Raw genomic sequence first — 15,108 nt, 5'->3', positions numbered from 1 at the left:
CTGACACAGGGTCGCCTTACTGGCACCCCAGATCTGAATAAGTCACAATAGAGTCATGTATTCGAGTCGGAGCCCTGAGGACTCCACGTCGGCGTCGTCCGACGTCGGCAGGGACGGTGATGCCACGACCCGGGAACGGGTGCTCCAGCTCGTCGTCGAGGAGGGGCCCATCAGTGCCGCGGCCCTCGGGCGCCGACTCGACCTCACCGCCGCCGCAGTGCGGCGCCATCTCGACGCGATGACCGAGCAGGGGATCGTCGAGATCAAGAACGTCACCTCGCGCCGCAAGGGGGCCGGGCGCCCGTCCCGACGCTATGTCCTGTCCCAGCGCGGGCAGGAGGCCCTCGGCGACGACTATCTCACGCTGACCCGTCACGCGCTCGACGCCCTCTCCGCCGCCGTGGGCGAAGAGGCTCCGCGGGCGTTGGCTGCGGCGTACTTCGCCGGTCATGAAGAGCGCTACCGCGAACAGCTCGCCGGCCTCGACGATCTCGACGCGCGCACCGAGAAGCTCGCCGAGCTGTTCAACGCCGACGGCTTCGCCGGATTCACCCGCAAAGTCGGGCGGGACAATCCTCTGCTGGCCATGCAGTCCACCCAGCTGTGCCAGGGTCACTGTCCGGTCCGGGAAATAGCTGAGGCCCATCCGGTGTTCTGCGAGGAAGAGACCGAGATGATCTCTCGACTGCTTCAGGTCGATGTCCGGAGGCTCTCCACGCAGGCTTCCGGGGCCCACGTCTGCACCACCCACGTCCCCGTCGGTCGCGAACGGCTGGCCGCTGAGCACCGTGCTCGACGCGCCGCGTCCGACGACCCGCAGGACGCCACGACCAGCCCCTCCGCCGCAGGCCCCGGCCTGTCCGGCGGAGGGCGCAAGAGAATCGTCATCTCCCCCCGTCAACAAGAGAGGTTGTCATGACCGAGCAGATCCAGCGCACCGAGGACTCGGGCGTCATCTCCGAGATCCTGGAGAAGAACCCTGAGCTCAACGCGATCGGGGCCTACGAGTATGGCTGGTCCGACTCGGACGCCGCAGGGGCCAACGCCAAGCGCGGCCTCGGAGTGGGCGTCGTCGAGGACATCTCCTCCAAGAAGGACGAGCCGGAGTGGATGCTCAAGCTGCGCAAGAAGGGCCTGAAGTACTTCGAGCGCAAGCCGTTGCCGATGTGGGGAGCCGACCTCGCGGAGATCGACTTCGACAACATCAAGTACTTCGTCCGCTCCACCGAGAAGCAGGCCCGCACCTGGGAGGACCTTCCCGAGGACATCCGGAACACCTACGAGAAGCTGGGCATCCCGGAGGCGGAGCGTGAGCGTCTGGTCTCCGGCGTCGCCGCCCAGTACGAGTCGGAGGTCGTCTACCACCAGATCCGCGAGGACCTGGAGGAGCAGGGCGTCATCTTCATGGACACCGACACCGCACTGAAGGAGCACCCGGAGTTCTTCGAGGAGTACTTCGGCTCGGTCATCCCGGTGGGCGACAACAAGTTCGCCGCGCTCAACACGGCCGTGTGGTCCGGCGGGTCCTTCGTCTACGTGCCCAAGGGTGTCCACGTCGAGATTCCGCTGCAGGCCTACTTCCGCATCAACACCGAGAACATGGGCCAGTTCGAGCGGACCCTGATCATCGCCGACGAGGACTCCTACGTCCACTACATCGAGGGCTGCACGGCCCCGATCTACGACACCGACTCGCTGCACTCGGCGGTCGTGGAGATCGTGGTCAAGAAGAACGCCCGCGTCCGGTACACGACCATCCAGAACTGGTCGAACAACGTGTACAACCTGGTCACCAAGCGTGCTGTGGTCGACGCCGGCGGCACCATGGAGTGGATCGACGGCAACATCGGCTCCAAGGTCACCATGAAGTACCCGGCGGTGTACCTCACCGGCGAGCACGCCAAGGGCGAGACCCTCTCGGTCGCCTTCGCCGGCGAGGGCCAGCACCAGGACACCGGGTCCAAGATGGTCCACATGGCGCCGCACACCTCGAGCTCCATCGTCTCGAAGTCAGTGGCTCGCAACGGGGGCCGGGCCTCCTATCGCGGCCTGGTGCAGATCAACGAGGGCGCGGCGCACTCCGCGAACTCGGTGGTCTGTGACGCCCTGCTGGTGGACACGATCTCCAAGACGGACACCTACCCGTACATCGACATCCGCGAGGATGACGTCACCCTGGGTCACGAGGCCACAGTCTCCAAGGTCTCCGAGGACCAGCTGTTCTACCTGATGGCCCGCGGCATGGCCGAGGACGAGGCCATGGCGATGATCGTGCGCGGCTTCATCGAGCCGATCGCCCGTGAGCTGCCCATGGAGTACGCCCTCGAGCTCAACCGCCTCATCGAGCTGCAGATGGAGGGCTCGGTCGGCTGATCGCCGGCTCTCCCACCGCTGCGCCGCGGCGCACCTCCGGACGCCCGCTCAGGGAAACCCCTGGGCGGGTGTCCGTGAGAACAGACTTCACCGACATCTCGACGACAGACAAGGGACGAGGAACAGATGACGAACACCCCCGCTGACCAGGCGGAGAAGGTCGCAGGCGTGGAGGTCGGCGAACGCCGAATCTCCATCCCGGGCATGACGGAAGAGGGCGAGAACCTCGCCGCCGAGACGAATCAGGCCGCCGAGCACAGCCACACCCTTCCCGAGAAGACCCGGACGCTCACCTCCGGGATCGGCTCGCGGGCCAACCGGCACGTCGGCTTCGATGTGGCCGGCTTCCCCGAACCGAGCGGCCGGGAGGAGGAGTGGCGTTTCACCCCGATGAAGCAGCTGGCCGGCGTGCTGACCGATGACCCCGGTGACGGCGAGGCCGCGGATTACCGCGTCACCGCCCCCGACGAGGTGCTCGTCTCCTCGCTCGCGCAGGATGCCGCCCCGCGCAACAGCGTGTTGCAGCCGGCCGACCGGGCCGCCGCCGTCGCCTCGAAGAACGTGGCCGAGGCGCTGCACCTCAAAGTCCCCGCCGACGTCGAGGTCGCCGAGCCGGTGCGTGTGGACATCACCGGGGCAGGTGCAGGGCGCCGAGCCAACAGCCATATCGTCCTGGAGGCCGCAACACACTCAACCGTCGTGTTCGTGTTGGAGCACCGGGGAAGCGCGGACTTCAACGGCAACGTCGAGGTCATCGTCGGAGACGGTGCCGACGTCAAGGTCATCTCGCTGCAGCGCTGGGACGACGACGCCGTCCACGTGGGTCAGCACGACGCCGAGGTCGGCCGCGACGCCTCCTACAAGCACGTGGCCGTCTCTCTCGGCGGCCGGGTGGTCCGCCTCAACACCAACTTCCGCTACGCGGCGGAGGGCGCGGAGGCCGAGATGTACGGCCTGTACTTCGCCGATTCCGGCCAGCACATCGAGCACCGCACCTTCGTGGACCACAACGCCCCGCGGAACTCCTCCAACGTGCTCTACAAGGGTGCGCTGCAGGGAGAGTCCGCACGCACCGTCTGGGTCGGCGATGTGCTGATCCGCAAGGCCGCCGAGGGCACCGACTCCTACGAGAAGAACCAGAACCTCGTGCTCACCGACGGTGCACGCGCCGACTCGGTCCCCAACTTGGAGATCGAGACCGGCGTCATCGAGGGGGCCGGGCACGCCTCCTCGACGGGCCGGTTCGACGAGAACCACCTGTTCTACCTCATGGCCCGCGGCATTCCGGAGAAGGAGGCCCGCCAGCTGGTGGTCCGCGGCTTCCTGAACGAGATCGTCCAGAAGATCGGTGTGACCAGCATCGAGGACTCGCTGCAGGACGACCTGGAGAATGAGCTGGAGATCGCCGGCTTCTGAGCACCACCGGTGGCCGGTTCCGGCCCACCCCCCCCCATCGCTTCACACTGACGCTTCACGACACAGCAAAGGACGACGGACACGACATGTCTACTCTCGAGATCAAGGACCTCCACGTCTCCATCGAGACCGAGCAGGGCAGCAAGGAGATCCTCAAAGGTGTCTCCCTGACCATCAGCTCCGGTGAGATCCACGCCATCATGGGCCCCAACGGCTCCGGCAAGTCGACTCTGGCCGCGACGATCGCCGGGCACCCGCGCTATGAGGTCACCTCCGGCTCCATCACCTTCGACGGCGAGGATGTCCTGGAGATGGGCGTCGATGAGCGTGCCCAGGCCGGCCTGTTCCTGGCCATGCAGTACCCGGTCGAGGTGCCCGGGGTCACCATGACCAACTTCCTGCGCACGGCGAAGACCGCGCTGGACGGCGAGGCGCCCAAGCTCCGCACCTGGACCAAAGAGGTCCGCGAGGCCATGGAGAAGCTGAAGATCGACGCCGACTTCGCCAACCGCAACGTCAATGAGGGCTTCTCCGGCGGCGAGAAGAAGCGTGTGGAGATCCTGCAGCTGGAGCTCTTCAAGCCGAAGTTCGCCGTCCTCGACGAGACGGACTCCGGGCTGGACATCGACGCGCTGCGCGTGGTCTCCGAGGGCGTGAACCGCGCCCAGGCGGACAACGACATGGGCACCATGCTCATCACGCACTACACGCGCATCCTCAATTACATCAAGCCCGACCACGTGCACGTGTTCGTCGACGGCCGGGTCGCCGAGCACGGCGGTCCCGAGCTGGCCGACGAGCTCGAGGCCAACGGCTACGACCGTTTCCTCGCCCTGACCGCCTGAGACGCACCCTGTCGAGAGGCTCTGATCCGATGACCGCTGCCCAGACGCAGCCCGGCCCGTCCGCCGGCTCCGCCCGCTCCCTGAGCGCCGCGGGGCTGGCGGAGGTCCGTGCGGACTTCCCGCTGCTGGAGCGCACCGTGCGCGACGGCCGCCCCCTGGTCTACCTGGACACGGCGGCGACCTCCCAGAAGCCGCGCTCTGTGCTCGATGCGGAGCGCCGCTTCTACGAGCGCACCAACGCCGCGGTCCACCGGGGGGCTCATCAGGTCGCCGAGGAGGCGACGGAGGTTTACGAGGCCGCCCGTGCCGCCGTCGCCGGTTTTGTGGGGGTGGGGGAGCACGAGATCGTCTGGACCAAGAACGCCACCGAGGCGCTCAACCTGGTCAGCCACGGCTTCCTCAACGCTACGTTGGACGCCCGCCTCGGCCGTGGCGAACCGGAGACCGCGGAGCGCTTCGCCCTGGCCGAGGGCGATGAGATCGTCGTCACCGAGGCCGAGCACCACGCGAACCTGGTGCCCTGGCAGCAGCTGGCCGCTCGGACGGGGGCGACCCTGCGCTGGATCAGTCTCACCGACGAGGGACGGCTTGATCCGGAGACGTACTCAGTGATCAGCGAACGGACACGGATCGTCGCGATCACCCACGCCTCCAACGTGACCGGCGCGATCACTCCGGTGTCCGACATCGTCGCTCTGGCCCGCCAGGTCGGCGCCACCGTGGTGCTGGACGCCTGCCAGTCGGCGGCGCATCTGCCGCTCGATCTGACGGCGCTCGACGTGGACTTCGCCGCGTTCTCTGGACACAAGATGCTCGCCCCCACCGGCATCGGCGTGCTCTACGGGCGTGCCGAGCTGCTGGAGGCGATGCCTCCGTTCATCACCGGCGGATCGATGGTGGAGGTCGTCACCATGGAGACCACCACGTTCATGCCGCCGCCCAACCGCTTCGAGGCCGGGACTCAGATGGTCGCTCAGACGGCGGGGATGCATGCCGCCGTCGACTACCTCCGGCAGATCGGCATGGACGCCTTCGCCGCCCATGAGGAGCAGCTCACCCGGCTGCTGCTCGACGGCGTGGCGACGGTCCCCGGTGTGCGGGTCCTCGGACCGCAGGACGCCGCCGACCGTCTGGCGCTGGTCGCCTTCGCCGTGGACGGAGTGCATCCGCACGACGTGGGTCAGGTGCTTGACGACGCCGGCATCGCGGTCCGGGTCGGCCACCACTGTGCTCAGCCCGTCCACCGCAGGCTGGGGGTGCATGCCTCGGCCCGCGCGTCCGCAGGAATCCACACCACGGCCGAGGAGATCGAAGCGTTCATCGATGCGCTGGCACGGGTGAGGCCCTTCTTCGGCGTCGGGAGCACGACGCCGACCAGCACGGGGCCGACCCGCACGCCGTCGGGAGGTGTCCGTGGCTGACGCGATGGAGCAACTGTATCAGCAGGTCATCCTCGATCATTCCCGCGAGCGCCACGGGGAGGGCCCGTTGGACGCCTTCGACGGCGAGTCCTTCCAGGTCAACCCGACCTGTGGTGATGAAGCGCGGTTATGGGTCAGACTGGAGATGACCGGCGCCGACACGGAGGACGGGACCGGACTGCGGATCGCGGGTCTGGGCTGGGAAGGTCACGGCTGTTCGATATCCCAGGCCTCGCTGTCGGTGATGCATGATCTCGTCGACGGGGTCGACCTGGCGCAGGCCGAGCAGCTGGGTGCGACCTTCCGTGAGCTGATGCGGGGACGAGGACAGCCGCTGGAGGATGAGCAGCGGCAGGAGAGCCTCGAGGACGCCTCCGCGTTCGTCGGGGTGGCCAAGTACCCGGCGCGCATCAAATGCGCACTGCTGGGATGGATGGCTCTGCACGACGCCCTGCTGCAGGCGAGAGCCTCCCGTGAGGGAGCCTGACACGGCCGCCAGGCTTCGAGGGCCTGTCCCTCACCGTCCGACCGTACGGGTCGGGCATACACGGCGACGTCGCGACGTTACGCCATCCAGGAAGGAGATCCGACCATGAGTGAGACCCCCACCACCGAGCGCACTCCGCTTGAAGACATCGAAGAGGCCCTCAAAGAGGTCATCGACCCCGAGCTGGGCATCAACATCGTCGACCTGGGCCTGCTCTACGGCCTGAACTATGCCGAGGACGGCGCCCTGGTGATCGACATGACGCTGACCACTGCGGCCTGCCCGCTGACCGACGTCCTGGAGGACCAGGTCGGCCAGCACGTGGGCACCATGGTGGATGAGTGGCGTCTGAACTGGGTATGGATGCCGCCCTGGGGCCCGGAGAAGATCACCGAGGACGGTCGCGAGCAGATGCGTGCCCTCGGCTTCAACATCTGAGCCTCTGCGTCCGAGACGGTGCACAGGAGACGTTCAGGCAGGAGACGTTCCGGCCGGAGACGGTCAGGGAGGCCCCGAGCCCTCCAGTGCGAGCCTGCGGTAGCGAGCGATCGCCGCCGCAGGCTCGTCATCGTCGACCAGCCGCCCCTGGTCGAAGACCAGCACCCGGTCGGCGCGGGCGGCGAAGTCCAGATCATGGGTGGCCAGCAGCAGCGGGACCTCGAGGTCGAGAAGGCGTGAGCGGAACTCTGCGGCATTGCGCAGGTCCAGCAGGGTGGTCGGCTCATCGGCGATCACCAGTTCCGGCTCGGTGGCCAGCACACCGGCCAACGCGACCTTCTGCCGCTCCCCGGACGAGAGCTCGAAGACGCTCGCCTCCTCTCGATGTCCCAGCTCCAGGGACTCCAGGATCTCGCGCATCCTCCGGGTGCGCTCCGCCCGTCCAGTGACCGTGCCGCGCAGCGAGAACTCGATGTCCTCGCCGACCACGGGCATGATGATCTGGGCCTGGGGGTTCGCGAAGATGAATCCCGCACGCGGCACGGCAGGGGAGAAACGGACCTCCCCGGCGGTCGGCGCGACCAGGCCGGCCACCAGCCGCAGCAGGGTCGACTTCCCGGAGCCGTTGGCGCCGACCACGGCGACCACGGGCTCGGTCAGGGTCAGGGTGAGCTCATGCAGAATGGTCCGGCTCGACCCGTCCGGGGAGTCCACGTCCACCTGCACCGCAGCGATCTCCGTCACCACAGGAGAGCGACTCTGGTGTTCCTGCGGCGGGCGCTGGCCCGGTGCGATCCGCCCCTCGGCCCCTGTGGCCGCACGGCCCGACTGGACAGTCTCGTTAGACTGTCCTGGACGTCCGGGGTCCGCCCCGTCCCTCGCCTCTGCCATACTGACTGCTGCTCCGTTCTGCGGTGGTCTCTGTCGACCTCAGGAAGGCCTGTCTACTGTGATCAGCGTATCGAACCTCGAGCTCCGAGCTGGCGCCCGTCTGCTCATGGACGAGGTGTCCTTCCGCATCGACTCCGGGGACAAGGTCGGCCTGGTCGGACGCAACGGTGCCGGTAAGACCACGATGACCAAGGTGCTGGCCGGGCAGGCCCAGCCGGCCGCCGGTCATGTCGAGCGTGGCGGATCGGTCGGCTACCTGCCGCAGGACCCCCGGGTGGAGAACATGGAGCAGCTGGCCCGGGAGCGGATCCTCTCGGCGCGCGGGCTCGATGAGGTGGTCACGAAGATGCGCACCGCCGAGGAGGAGATGAGCTCCACCGACTCGACGGTCCAGGCCCGAGCCATGAAGCGCTACTCGAACCTGGAGGCCCGATTCGTCGCCGCCGGCGGGTACGCCGCGGAGTCCGAGGCCGCCACGATCTGCGCGAACCTGGACCTGCCGGAACGCATCCTCACCCAGCCGCTGAAGACCCTCTCGGGCGGACAGCGGCGACGTGTGGAGCTGGCACGCATCCTCTTCTCCGATGCGGACACGCTGCTGCTGGACGAGCCGACGAACCACCTGGATCAGGACTCCATCGTTTGGCTGCGTGACTATCTGCAGCACTTCTCGGGCGGCGTCATGGTCATCTCCCACGATGTCGAGCTCATGGAGCGCACGGTGAACAAGGTTCTCTACCTGGATGCGAACCGTTGCGTGGTCGACGAGTACAACATGGGATGGAAGAACTACCTGGCTCAGCGCGAGCAGGACGAGGCCCGGCGCAAGCGCGAGTTCGCCAATGCGGAGAAGAAGGCGACGGCGCTGAGGTCGCAGGCGGAGAAGATGCGCGCCAAGGCCTCGAAGGCCGTCGCCGCCCAGAACATGCTCAAACGCGCCGACCGCATGATGGCGGGAGTCGAGGGCGAGCGGCAGAGCGACCGCGTGGCCAACATCCGCTTCCCGCGGCCCGCCGCCTGCGGCAAGACGCCGCTCTTCGCTGAGGGCCTGTCGAAGTCGTACGGCTCCCTGGAGATCTTCACCGGAGTGGACCTGGCCATCGACCGAGGATCACGAGTGGTCATCCTGGGATACAACGGCGCCGGGAAGACGACGCTGCTGCGCATGCTCGCCGGCGTCAGCCAGCCGGACTCCGGAGCAGTGATCCCCGGACATGGGCTGAAGCTGGGCTATTACGCCCAGGAGCATGACACTCTCGACACCGACCGGACGGTGCTGGAGAACATGAAGACCGCGGCACCGGAGCTGGCGGACACCGAGCAGCGCCGGATCCTGGGCTCCTTCCTGTTCACCGGGGACGACGTGCACAAGCCGGCCTCGGTGCTCTCCGGCGGGGAGAAGACCCGTCTGGCACTGGCCACGCTGGTGGCCTCCAGTGCGAACGTGCTGCTGCTCGACGAGCCCACCAACAACCTCGACCCGGCCTCCCGTGAGGAGATCCTGGCGGCGCTGCGCACCTATGAGGGCGCCGTCGTGCTGGTCACCCATGATGAAGGCGCAGTGGAGGCCCTTGACCCTGAGCGGGTGGTGCTGCTGCCGGACGGCGTCGAGGACCTCTACACCGCGGAGTACCAGGACCTGGTCACCCTCGCCTGAGACGAGGGACGGACCCAGGAGGGCCGAGGCAGGGCCGGGACCCCGCTGATGCGGAGTCCCGGCCCTGCCTCGTGCGGTGGGGAGGGAACGGGCCTCAGCCCTGACGGCTGAGGAAGTCCTCCGCGCCGCCGACCAGCTCGACGTGCCCCTGTTCCAGGTCATCGCGGTTGACCATCGCGGCGATCTCGGCGGCGAACTCCTCCACCGAGTAGAGGCGCCCGGCCGCCTCTCGCCGGGCATCGATGGCACCGGGCTCGGCACGCTCCAGCAGCGTGGCGGTGATGGTGCCCTCGATCATGTCGCCGGAGACGATGGTCAGCGTGATGCCCTTCGCATCCAGCTCCGGGATCATCGCCACCAGGGCGTCCTCGCCGGCGCGCTTGGAACGGGCCACCGGCTCATAGGCGTCCATGGTGGCGGTCTCGTGGATGAAATGCGCCTGGTGGCTGGTGACGAAGACGACCTGTGAGCCCCGCGGCATGACCTCCATCGCGGTGCGCAGCATCTGCACCTGGGCGTCGCGGTTCAGCATCAGCGCGTAGTCCTCGCCCCGACCGGCCTCCATACCGCCGGAGGCGTTGAGGATCAGCAGGTCCAGGGAGCCGAAGGTCGACACGGCGGCGTCGACCAGAGCCTGGGCTCCGGCCGCCTCGGTGAGGTCGGCGCCGACGGCCACCGCGCGTCCGCCGGCCTCCTCGATGCCGGCGACGACCTTGTTCGCGCGGGGCGCCTTCTGGCGGTAGTTGATCACGACGCCGGCGCCGCGAGCGGCGACCAGCTGGGCGGTGGCGGCACCGATGCCGCGGGAGGATCCGGTGATGACGGCGCCGGTCCCGGCGAGGTCCTGGGTGTCAGTCATGGTGGTGTGGTTCCTTCTGTGCAGGGTGTCGGAGAGATCGTGCGGCGGGCTCAGTGCCCCATGCCCAGGCCGCCGTCGACCGGGATGACGGCACCGGAGATGTAGGCGGCCTCGTCGGAGGACAGCCAGCGGACGACGCGGGCGACCTCCTCGGTCTCGGCGAATCGACCGGCCGGGATGTTCTGCAGGTACGTCTTCTGCGTGTCCTCGTCGAGGGCGTCGGTCATGTCCGAGCGGACGAAGCCGGGGGCGACCACGTTGGCGGTGATCCCCCGTCCCCCGAGCTCACGGGTCAGGGAGCGGGCCATGCCCACCAGCCCGGCCTTGGAGGAGGAGTAGTTGATCTGCCCGGGGGAGCCGTAGAGCCCGACCACCGAGGAGATCAGCACCACTCGTCCCTTCCGCAGCCGCAGCATGCCCTTCGACGCCCGCTTCAGGACGCGGAACGCACCGGTGAGGTTGGTGTCGACGACGTCGGTGAAGTCGTCTTCCGACATGCGCAGCAGCAGAGTGTCCCGGGTGATGCCGGCATTGGCGACGAGCACCTCCACCGGGCCGTGCTCCTTCTCCACCGTGGTGAAGGCCTCATCGATCGAGGCGGCGTCGGTGACATCGGCCGCCACCCCCAGAGCGCCCTCCGGGGCGTCGCCGTTGCGGGTGGTCACCGCGACCTTGTCTCCGGCCGTGATGAACTCTTCGGCGATGGCCCGGCCGATGCCCCGATTGCCTCCGGTGATCAGTACGCTGCGTCCGCTCATGGGTCTCCCGTCGTCAAGATGGTCACAACTGAGGTCCAGCCTATGCCAGCGCACCGGCGACCGTCTTGTCACATCGCCGGAAGACGTCCAGGTCCGCGCACTAGAATAGAGCGGTGAACGAACAGGTCCACTCCATCACCGACGCTCCTCAGCGGCACAGCGAGGAGCAGCATGGCCGCATGGTGCGCTATGCGATCTCCATGGGGATCCGCATCGTGTGCTTCGTGCTGGCCGTGGTGGTGCAGAACTGGATGACCTGGGTCTTCCTCGGACTGGCGGTGGTGCTGCCGTACATCGCGGTCACAGCCGCCAATGCCGGGACCGACCGGTATCAGCGCACTCGTGAAGCCGACGACCTCGACGATGTTGCGGCCCTGCCCTCGGGCGCGGCCCGGCTCGAGGAGGCGGCACCGCGGCAGGACGCCGAGGCGTCGGCGGAGGGCCGGTCGAGCGAGCAGGACCGGGGGTCGGAGCAGATCATCGAAGGTGAAGTCGTGCGGGATGCGGGAGACGATGGACGTTCTTAGCTCGTGGAGCGGACCGGGTGGGCAGGCCCCCGGTCCCGACGTCCCGCAGTGCTCCCGGAAGGGGTGCCGCGTTCCCGCGCGATGGCAGATCCGCTGGAACAATCCGAAGATCCACGCCCCCGAGCGCCGCAAGATCTGGCTCGCCTGTGATGACCATCGCCCCTGGTTGGAGAACTTCCTCGCCCAGCGGCTCTTCTGGCGCAGCACCGAGCCCCTGGCGTCCGCTCCCGACGACGATGCGTCCTCAGCCGCAGGGGAGGACGCCCGGTGAGCCGTTATCGCTTCCTGCTGAGTCCCACCTGGATGGGGTGGCTGGCCGTATGCGTCGCCTTCGCGGTGGGATGCGTGTTCCTGGGCCAGTGGCAGCTGGACCGACGGGAGCAGGCGATGGAGGACATCAACCGCATCGTCGCCAACTATGACGAGGAGCCGGTGCCCTATGCCGAGGTCCGCGAGAAGTATCACCAGCCCCACGTCGACGACGAGTGGACCGTCACCACGATGCGTGGAGAGTATCTGGCCGACGACGTCCGACTCGTCCGCAATCGTGGTCACAGTGGGGCGGTCGGCTATGAGCAGGCGATGCCGTTCCGCCTCGACGACGGCGAGGTCGTCGTGATCAGCCGCGGGTGGCTGCCCACCGACAGCACCGACGCCGCGCGGCCGGCCTCCATGCCTGAGCCGCCCCGGGGCAGCGTGGAGCTGACGGTGCGGCTCAAGCCCGCCGAACCCGACATCGACCGCGACGCCCCGACGGGGCAGTTGGCCTCGCTGGACCTTCAGGAGTATCAGGACCAGCTGGGCTACGACATCGTCACCGGTGCCTACGGCCTGATGGCCGAGGAGGACCCCGCACCGGCCGAGCAGCCGCGCGCATTGGCGCGTCCCCAGCTCGATGAGGGCCCCCACCTGTCCTACTCCATGCAGTGGTACGCCTTCGGCCTGCTGGGCTTCATCGGATGGGGCTACGCCGCCCGGCTGACCGCGCGGAATCGGGACCTGGACTTCATCGCCGAGGAGGAGGACGGCAGACGACAGGCGGCCGGCGTGGCCTCCGCCGGGATCTCGACGCAGGACCGGCTGCGCGAGGCACGTCGTCGTCGCCGACAGCGGACCGGGAAGCTCAGCGACGAGGACGCCGAGGACGCGTGGGTGGAGGAGCGACTGGGCTCGGGCTGACCCCAGATGACGGCCCAGCGGCCGCGATGCTGATCGCGGACGGTGAGCAACGCCGCGTGCAGGGCGTCGAGGCGCGGTGCCTGGACGGCCCAGTACGGCCGCCGACTGCCCCGGCGGACTGCTCGCAGGTCCTCGATCAGCAGAGCCTCCGGCGCCTCCGGCGTCGCGCCGTGCCGGGGGCGTGGGGCCGGACCTCTGAGCACGAACAGCCTGTGGGGAAGAATCCGTTCGCCGCCGACCATCTACCGCCACGCCTGACGCTGCAGCGCTCTGTCCCCGACCTGCGTCACCCGGCCGAGTGCCTCCGACCGGCAGTCGACGTCCCGCGACGCTGAGCCCCCGTGAGTCGACCTGCACTCGCTTGCCTTCGACGACGAGGACCGGCGGCGCCCACACCGCCAGGAACAGCACTCCGACACTGCCCGCGGCGAAGGCGGCCCAGGCGACGGCGGCGCCCACCGGCTCGTCACGGTCCACGACCCCGGTCCACGTCCCCGGTCCACGTCCCATAGAGGAGGGCCACCCCCATGGCGAGGAGTCCCCAGGGCAACGCCCTGACAGGGGCCCTCTCCCGGTGCAGCACCGTGTCTGCGCCGTGCTGCCCTGCGGATCGGTGCCGCATCAGATCACCACCAGAAGCAGCGTCGGAACGGCAAGGAGCGCGGCGGCTGCTGCGACGATGGCGGCCTGCGCGGGGACCGGCAGCGGTGCTGGAGGGACGAGCAGCCGCCGGAGCCGAGCCGTGGTGATGATCGAGCCGCCGGCTCCGGCCGTGGCCCCGCGTGCGGCGTTGACCGGCGGCGTGCTCTGCGCCTCTGGGTCGGGTGGTCCCTCGGTGGTGGCCACGTCGGGGGTGCTCAGCGCCAGAGAACGCAGCAGGGCACCTCGGGAATGGTGCCGCAGGGCACCGTCGTCGGCGAGCATCTCGGTCAGCTCCAGGACCGCCTCGCGTCCGTGACGGGTGGTCGGCAGCCACGGCAGAGCTCGGTACCAGGCGTCGAAGGCCATGGTCAGCAGATGATGACGCTGCCGCAGGTGGGTCCGCTCATGGGCGACCACAGCCGCCAGCTCCTCACCGGAGAGCTGATCCAGCAGCCCCCGGGAGAGCACGGTGACCGAGCGTGCGTGCGTGCGTCCGGGCAGACAGTACGCCAGCGGGGTCTCGTGCTCGATGACGTGGGCCTCGTCCAGCACAGCCTCCGAGACCGGAGCCGCCGGCGCCTCGGACTGGTCCGGTGTGCTGGACTCCTCATCTGCCGCACTGTGGTCGGGTCCCGCCGGATCGTGCCCCGCGAAGGGCGTGGACAGCAGCCTGACGAGGTCGCGATGTCGGCGTCGTGAGCCCAGCACGCGGACATAGGTGCGCAGCAGGGTCAGCAGCAGATGGGTGCCGAGCAGCACGGCGAGGCACAGCGCGAAGACGTGGGTGGGGCGGACATGCAGCTCTTCCAGCGCGCTGAAGTCCCCAGCGATCAGCAGGCGCAGCACCTCGCGGGCGCCGGCATGCAGGGAGTCGCCGAACGGGGAGAGCCCGTAGACCAGGGGAGCCCCGACCAGCGAGAGTCCGCCTGCCAGGGCGATCGCCTGCCAGAGCAGCATCGTGGACCAGGGTGAGCGGACTCGGAAGCGGGCACGATGGAGCAGTCGAGGCACGGGCACGGCGAGGAGCAGCGCCAGGACGGCGAGAAGGAGGGCCAGCGAGGTCACGGCTCCAGTCTAGGGGGCGTCAGCGCGGCGACGTCCTGGGACGGCGAATCCCGCCGGAGGTCAGGAGGACTTCAGGATGCGGCGGAGCGCGGCCGCCTCCGAGTCGGAGACCCCTCCGATGAATCGGGCCAGCACCGCCTCGCGGTCGGCTGCGGTGCCCAGGACCTCGTTGAGCATCTCGACTGTGTGCTCCTCTCGGCTGGCCGCGGCCGAGTAGCGGTGGGGTCGGCTGGAGCGCTCTCGGGTGACCAGGTCCTTCTTCTCGAGGCGGGCCAGCACGGTCAGCACAGTGGTGACAGCCAGATCCTCATCGAGACGATCGCGCACGTCATTGGCGCTCAGGGGCTGAGCGCTGTCCCAGAGCAGGCTCATGACTGAACGCTCGAGGTCGCCGAGGGTGGCCATGCGGTGAATCTCCTTGCGAGGAACGGTCGGGGGGCGACGGCGCCCGGGTCCGGGGGGGGGGCGGGCCCCACAGCACCAGGTGCCATTCCACGATACTCCTGGCGCGACGTGATTTCTACAACCTGTAGTAAGAGCGTGTCATATC

16 protein-coding genes are annotated in these 15,108 nt (G+C 68.5%); 11 read left to right on the top strand and 5 right to left on the bottom strand.

Features of this window, described 5'->3' with window-relative positions; translation table 11 throughout:
* Positions 1 to 55 precede the first annotated feature (55 nt).
* From ACYVKI_RS05760 to ACYVKI_RS05730, 7 genes are all read left to right on the top strand, one after another.
* Positions 56 to 919, top strand: coding sequence for a helix-turn-helix transcriptional regulator (locus ACYVKI_RS05760; protein WP_460689342.1), 864 nt, complete (start codon positions 56 to 58; stop codon positions 917 to 919).
* Positions 916 to 2,373 (top strand): Fe-S cluster assembly protein SufB, encoded by a 1,458-nt coding sequence (gene sufB, locus ACYVKI_RS05755; RefSeq protein WP_460689341.1) that lies wholly within the window; start codon positions 916 to 918, stop codon positions 2,371 to 2,373. Before ACYVKI_RS05760 ends, sufB begins: the two co-directional genes overlap by 4 nt.
* Before the next feature lie 126 nt (positions 2,374 to 2,499).
* Complete coding sequence (sufD, locus tag ACYVKI_RS05750; RefSeq protein WP_460689340.1) at positions 2,500 to 3,789, top strand: Fe-S cluster assembly protein SufD; 1,290 nt, start codon at positions 2,500 to 2,502, stop codon at positions 3,787 to 3,789.
* Between the two features lie 86 nt (positions 3,790 to 3,875).
* The gene (sufC, locus tag ACYVKI_RS05745; protein WP_460689339.1) at positions 3,876 to 4,634 is read left to right on the top strand and encodes a Fe-S cluster assembly ATPase SufC; all 759 of its coding nucleotides are present in this window, start codon (positions 3,876 to 3,878) and stop codon (positions 4,632 to 4,634) included.
* Between the two features lie 29 nt (positions 4,635 to 4,663).
* Complete coding sequence (locus ACYVKI_RS05740) at positions 4,664 to 6,055, top strand: SufS family cysteine desulfurase (protein ID WP_460689338.1); 1,392 nt, start codon at positions 4,664 to 4,666, stop codon at positions 6,053 to 6,055.
* The gene (sufU, locus tag ACYVKI_RS05735; protein WP_460689337.1) at positions 6,048 to 6,542 is read left to right on the top strand and encodes a Fe-S cluster assembly sulfur transfer protein SufU; all 495 of its coding nucleotides are present in this window, start codon (positions 6,048 to 6,050) and stop codon (positions 6,540 to 6,542) included. Before ACYVKI_RS05740 ends, sufU begins: the two co-directional genes overlap by 8 nt.
* 105 nt (positions 6,543 to 6,647) lie before the next feature.
* Positions 6,648 to 6,980, top strand: coding sequence for a metal-sulfur cluster assembly factor (locus ACYVKI_RS05730; RefSeq protein ID WP_460689336.1), 333 nt, complete (start codon positions 6,648 to 6,650; stop codon positions 6,978 to 6,980).
* 63 nt (positions 6,981 to 7,043) lie between these two features.
* Here ACYVKI_RS05730 and ACYVKI_RS05725 read toward each other — a convergent pair whose 3' ends face one another.
* Entirely contained in the window at positions 7,044 to 7,727 is a 684-nt protein-coding gene (locus ACYVKI_RS05725) for an energy-coupling factor ABC transporter ATP-binding protein (protein WP_460689335.1), read from the bottom strand.
* A gap of 202 nt (positions 7,728 to 7,929) precedes the next feature.
* Between ACYVKI_RS05725 and ACYVKI_RS05720 the strand changes: the two genes are divergently transcribed.
* On the top strand, positions 7,930 to 9,528 hold the full coding sequence (locus tag ACYVKI_RS05720; RefSeq protein ID WP_460689334.1) for an ABC-F family ATP-binding cassette domain-containing protein: 1,599 nt from the start codon (positions 7,930 to 7,932) through the stop codon (positions 9,526 to 9,528).
* A 94-nt stretch (positions 9,529 to 9,622) separates the two neighbouring features.
* On the opposite strand, the gene ACYVKI_RS05715 is transcribed toward ACYVKI_RS05720, so the two are convergent.
* Positions 9,623 to 10,387 carry an SDR family oxidoreductase gene (locus ACYVKI_RS05715; RefSeq protein ID WP_460689333.1) on the bottom strand — a complete coding sequence of 255 codons (765 nt, stop codon included), beginning with the start codon at positions 10,385 to 10,387 and terminating at the stop codon, positions 9,623 to 9,625.
* A 50-nt stretch (positions 10,388 to 10,437) separates the two neighbouring features.
* Entirely contained in the window at positions 10,438 to 11,145 is a 708-nt protein-coding gene (locus ACYVKI_RS05710; RefSeq protein WP_460689332.1) for a beta-ketoacyl-ACP reductase, read from the bottom strand.
* Between the two features lie 113 nt (positions 11,146 to 11,258).
* Between ACYVKI_RS05710 and ACYVKI_RS05705 the strand changes: the two genes are divergently transcribed.
* Genes ACYVKI_RS05705 through ACYVKI_RS05695 form a run of 3 tightly spaced genes read left to right on the top strand, consistent with a single transcriptional unit; the run spans position 11,259 to position 12,851 of the window.
* Positions 11,259 to 11,672: a DUF3099 domain-containing protein gene (locus ACYVKI_RS05705; protein ID WP_460689331.1), complete on the top strand. Its 414-nt coding sequence runs from the start codon at positions 11,259 to 11,261 to the stop codon at positions 11,670 to 11,672.
* Positions 11,659 to 11,943, top strand: a complete 285-nt coding sequence (locus tag ACYVKI_RS05700) for an acetone carboxylase (protein WP_460689330.1) — start codon at positions 11,659 to 11,661, stop codon at positions 11,941 to 11,943. Before ACYVKI_RS05705 ends, ACYVKI_RS05700 begins: the two co-directional genes overlap by 14 nt.
* Complete coding sequence (locus ACYVKI_RS05695) at positions 11,940 to 12,851, top strand: SURF1 family cytochrome oxidase biogenesis protein (RefSeq protein WP_460689329.1); 912 nt, start codon at positions 11,940 to 11,942, stop codon at positions 12,849 to 12,851. Before ACYVKI_RS05700 ends, ACYVKI_RS05695 begins: the two co-directional genes overlap by 4 nt.
* 621 nt (positions 12,852 to 13,472) lie before the next feature.
* Here the strand turns inward: ACYVKI_RS05695 and ACYVKI_RS05690 are convergent.
* Both ACYVKI_RS05690 and ACYVKI_RS05685 read right to left on the bottom strand, forming a co-directional pair.
* A complete protein-coding gene (locus tag ACYVKI_RS05690; protein WP_460689328.1) occupies positions 13,473 to 14,558 on the bottom strand; it encodes a M56 family metallopeptidase in 1,086 nt (361 codons plus the stop codon).
* 60 nt (positions 14,559 to 14,618) lie between these two features.
* A complete protein-coding gene (locus tag ACYVKI_RS05685) occupies positions 14,619 to 14,963 on the bottom strand; it encodes a BlaI/MecI/CopY family transcriptional regulator (RefSeq protein ID WP_460689327.1) in 345 nt (114 codons plus the stop codon).
* Between the last annotated feature and the right edge of the window lie 145 nt (positions 14,964 to 15,108).

The sequence above is a fragment of the Nesterenkonia suensis genome (assembly GCF_054782935.1).
The sequence above is the reverse complement of the archived record's forward strand: the minus strand, read 5'-3'. Positions and strand labels throughout refer to the sequence as shown.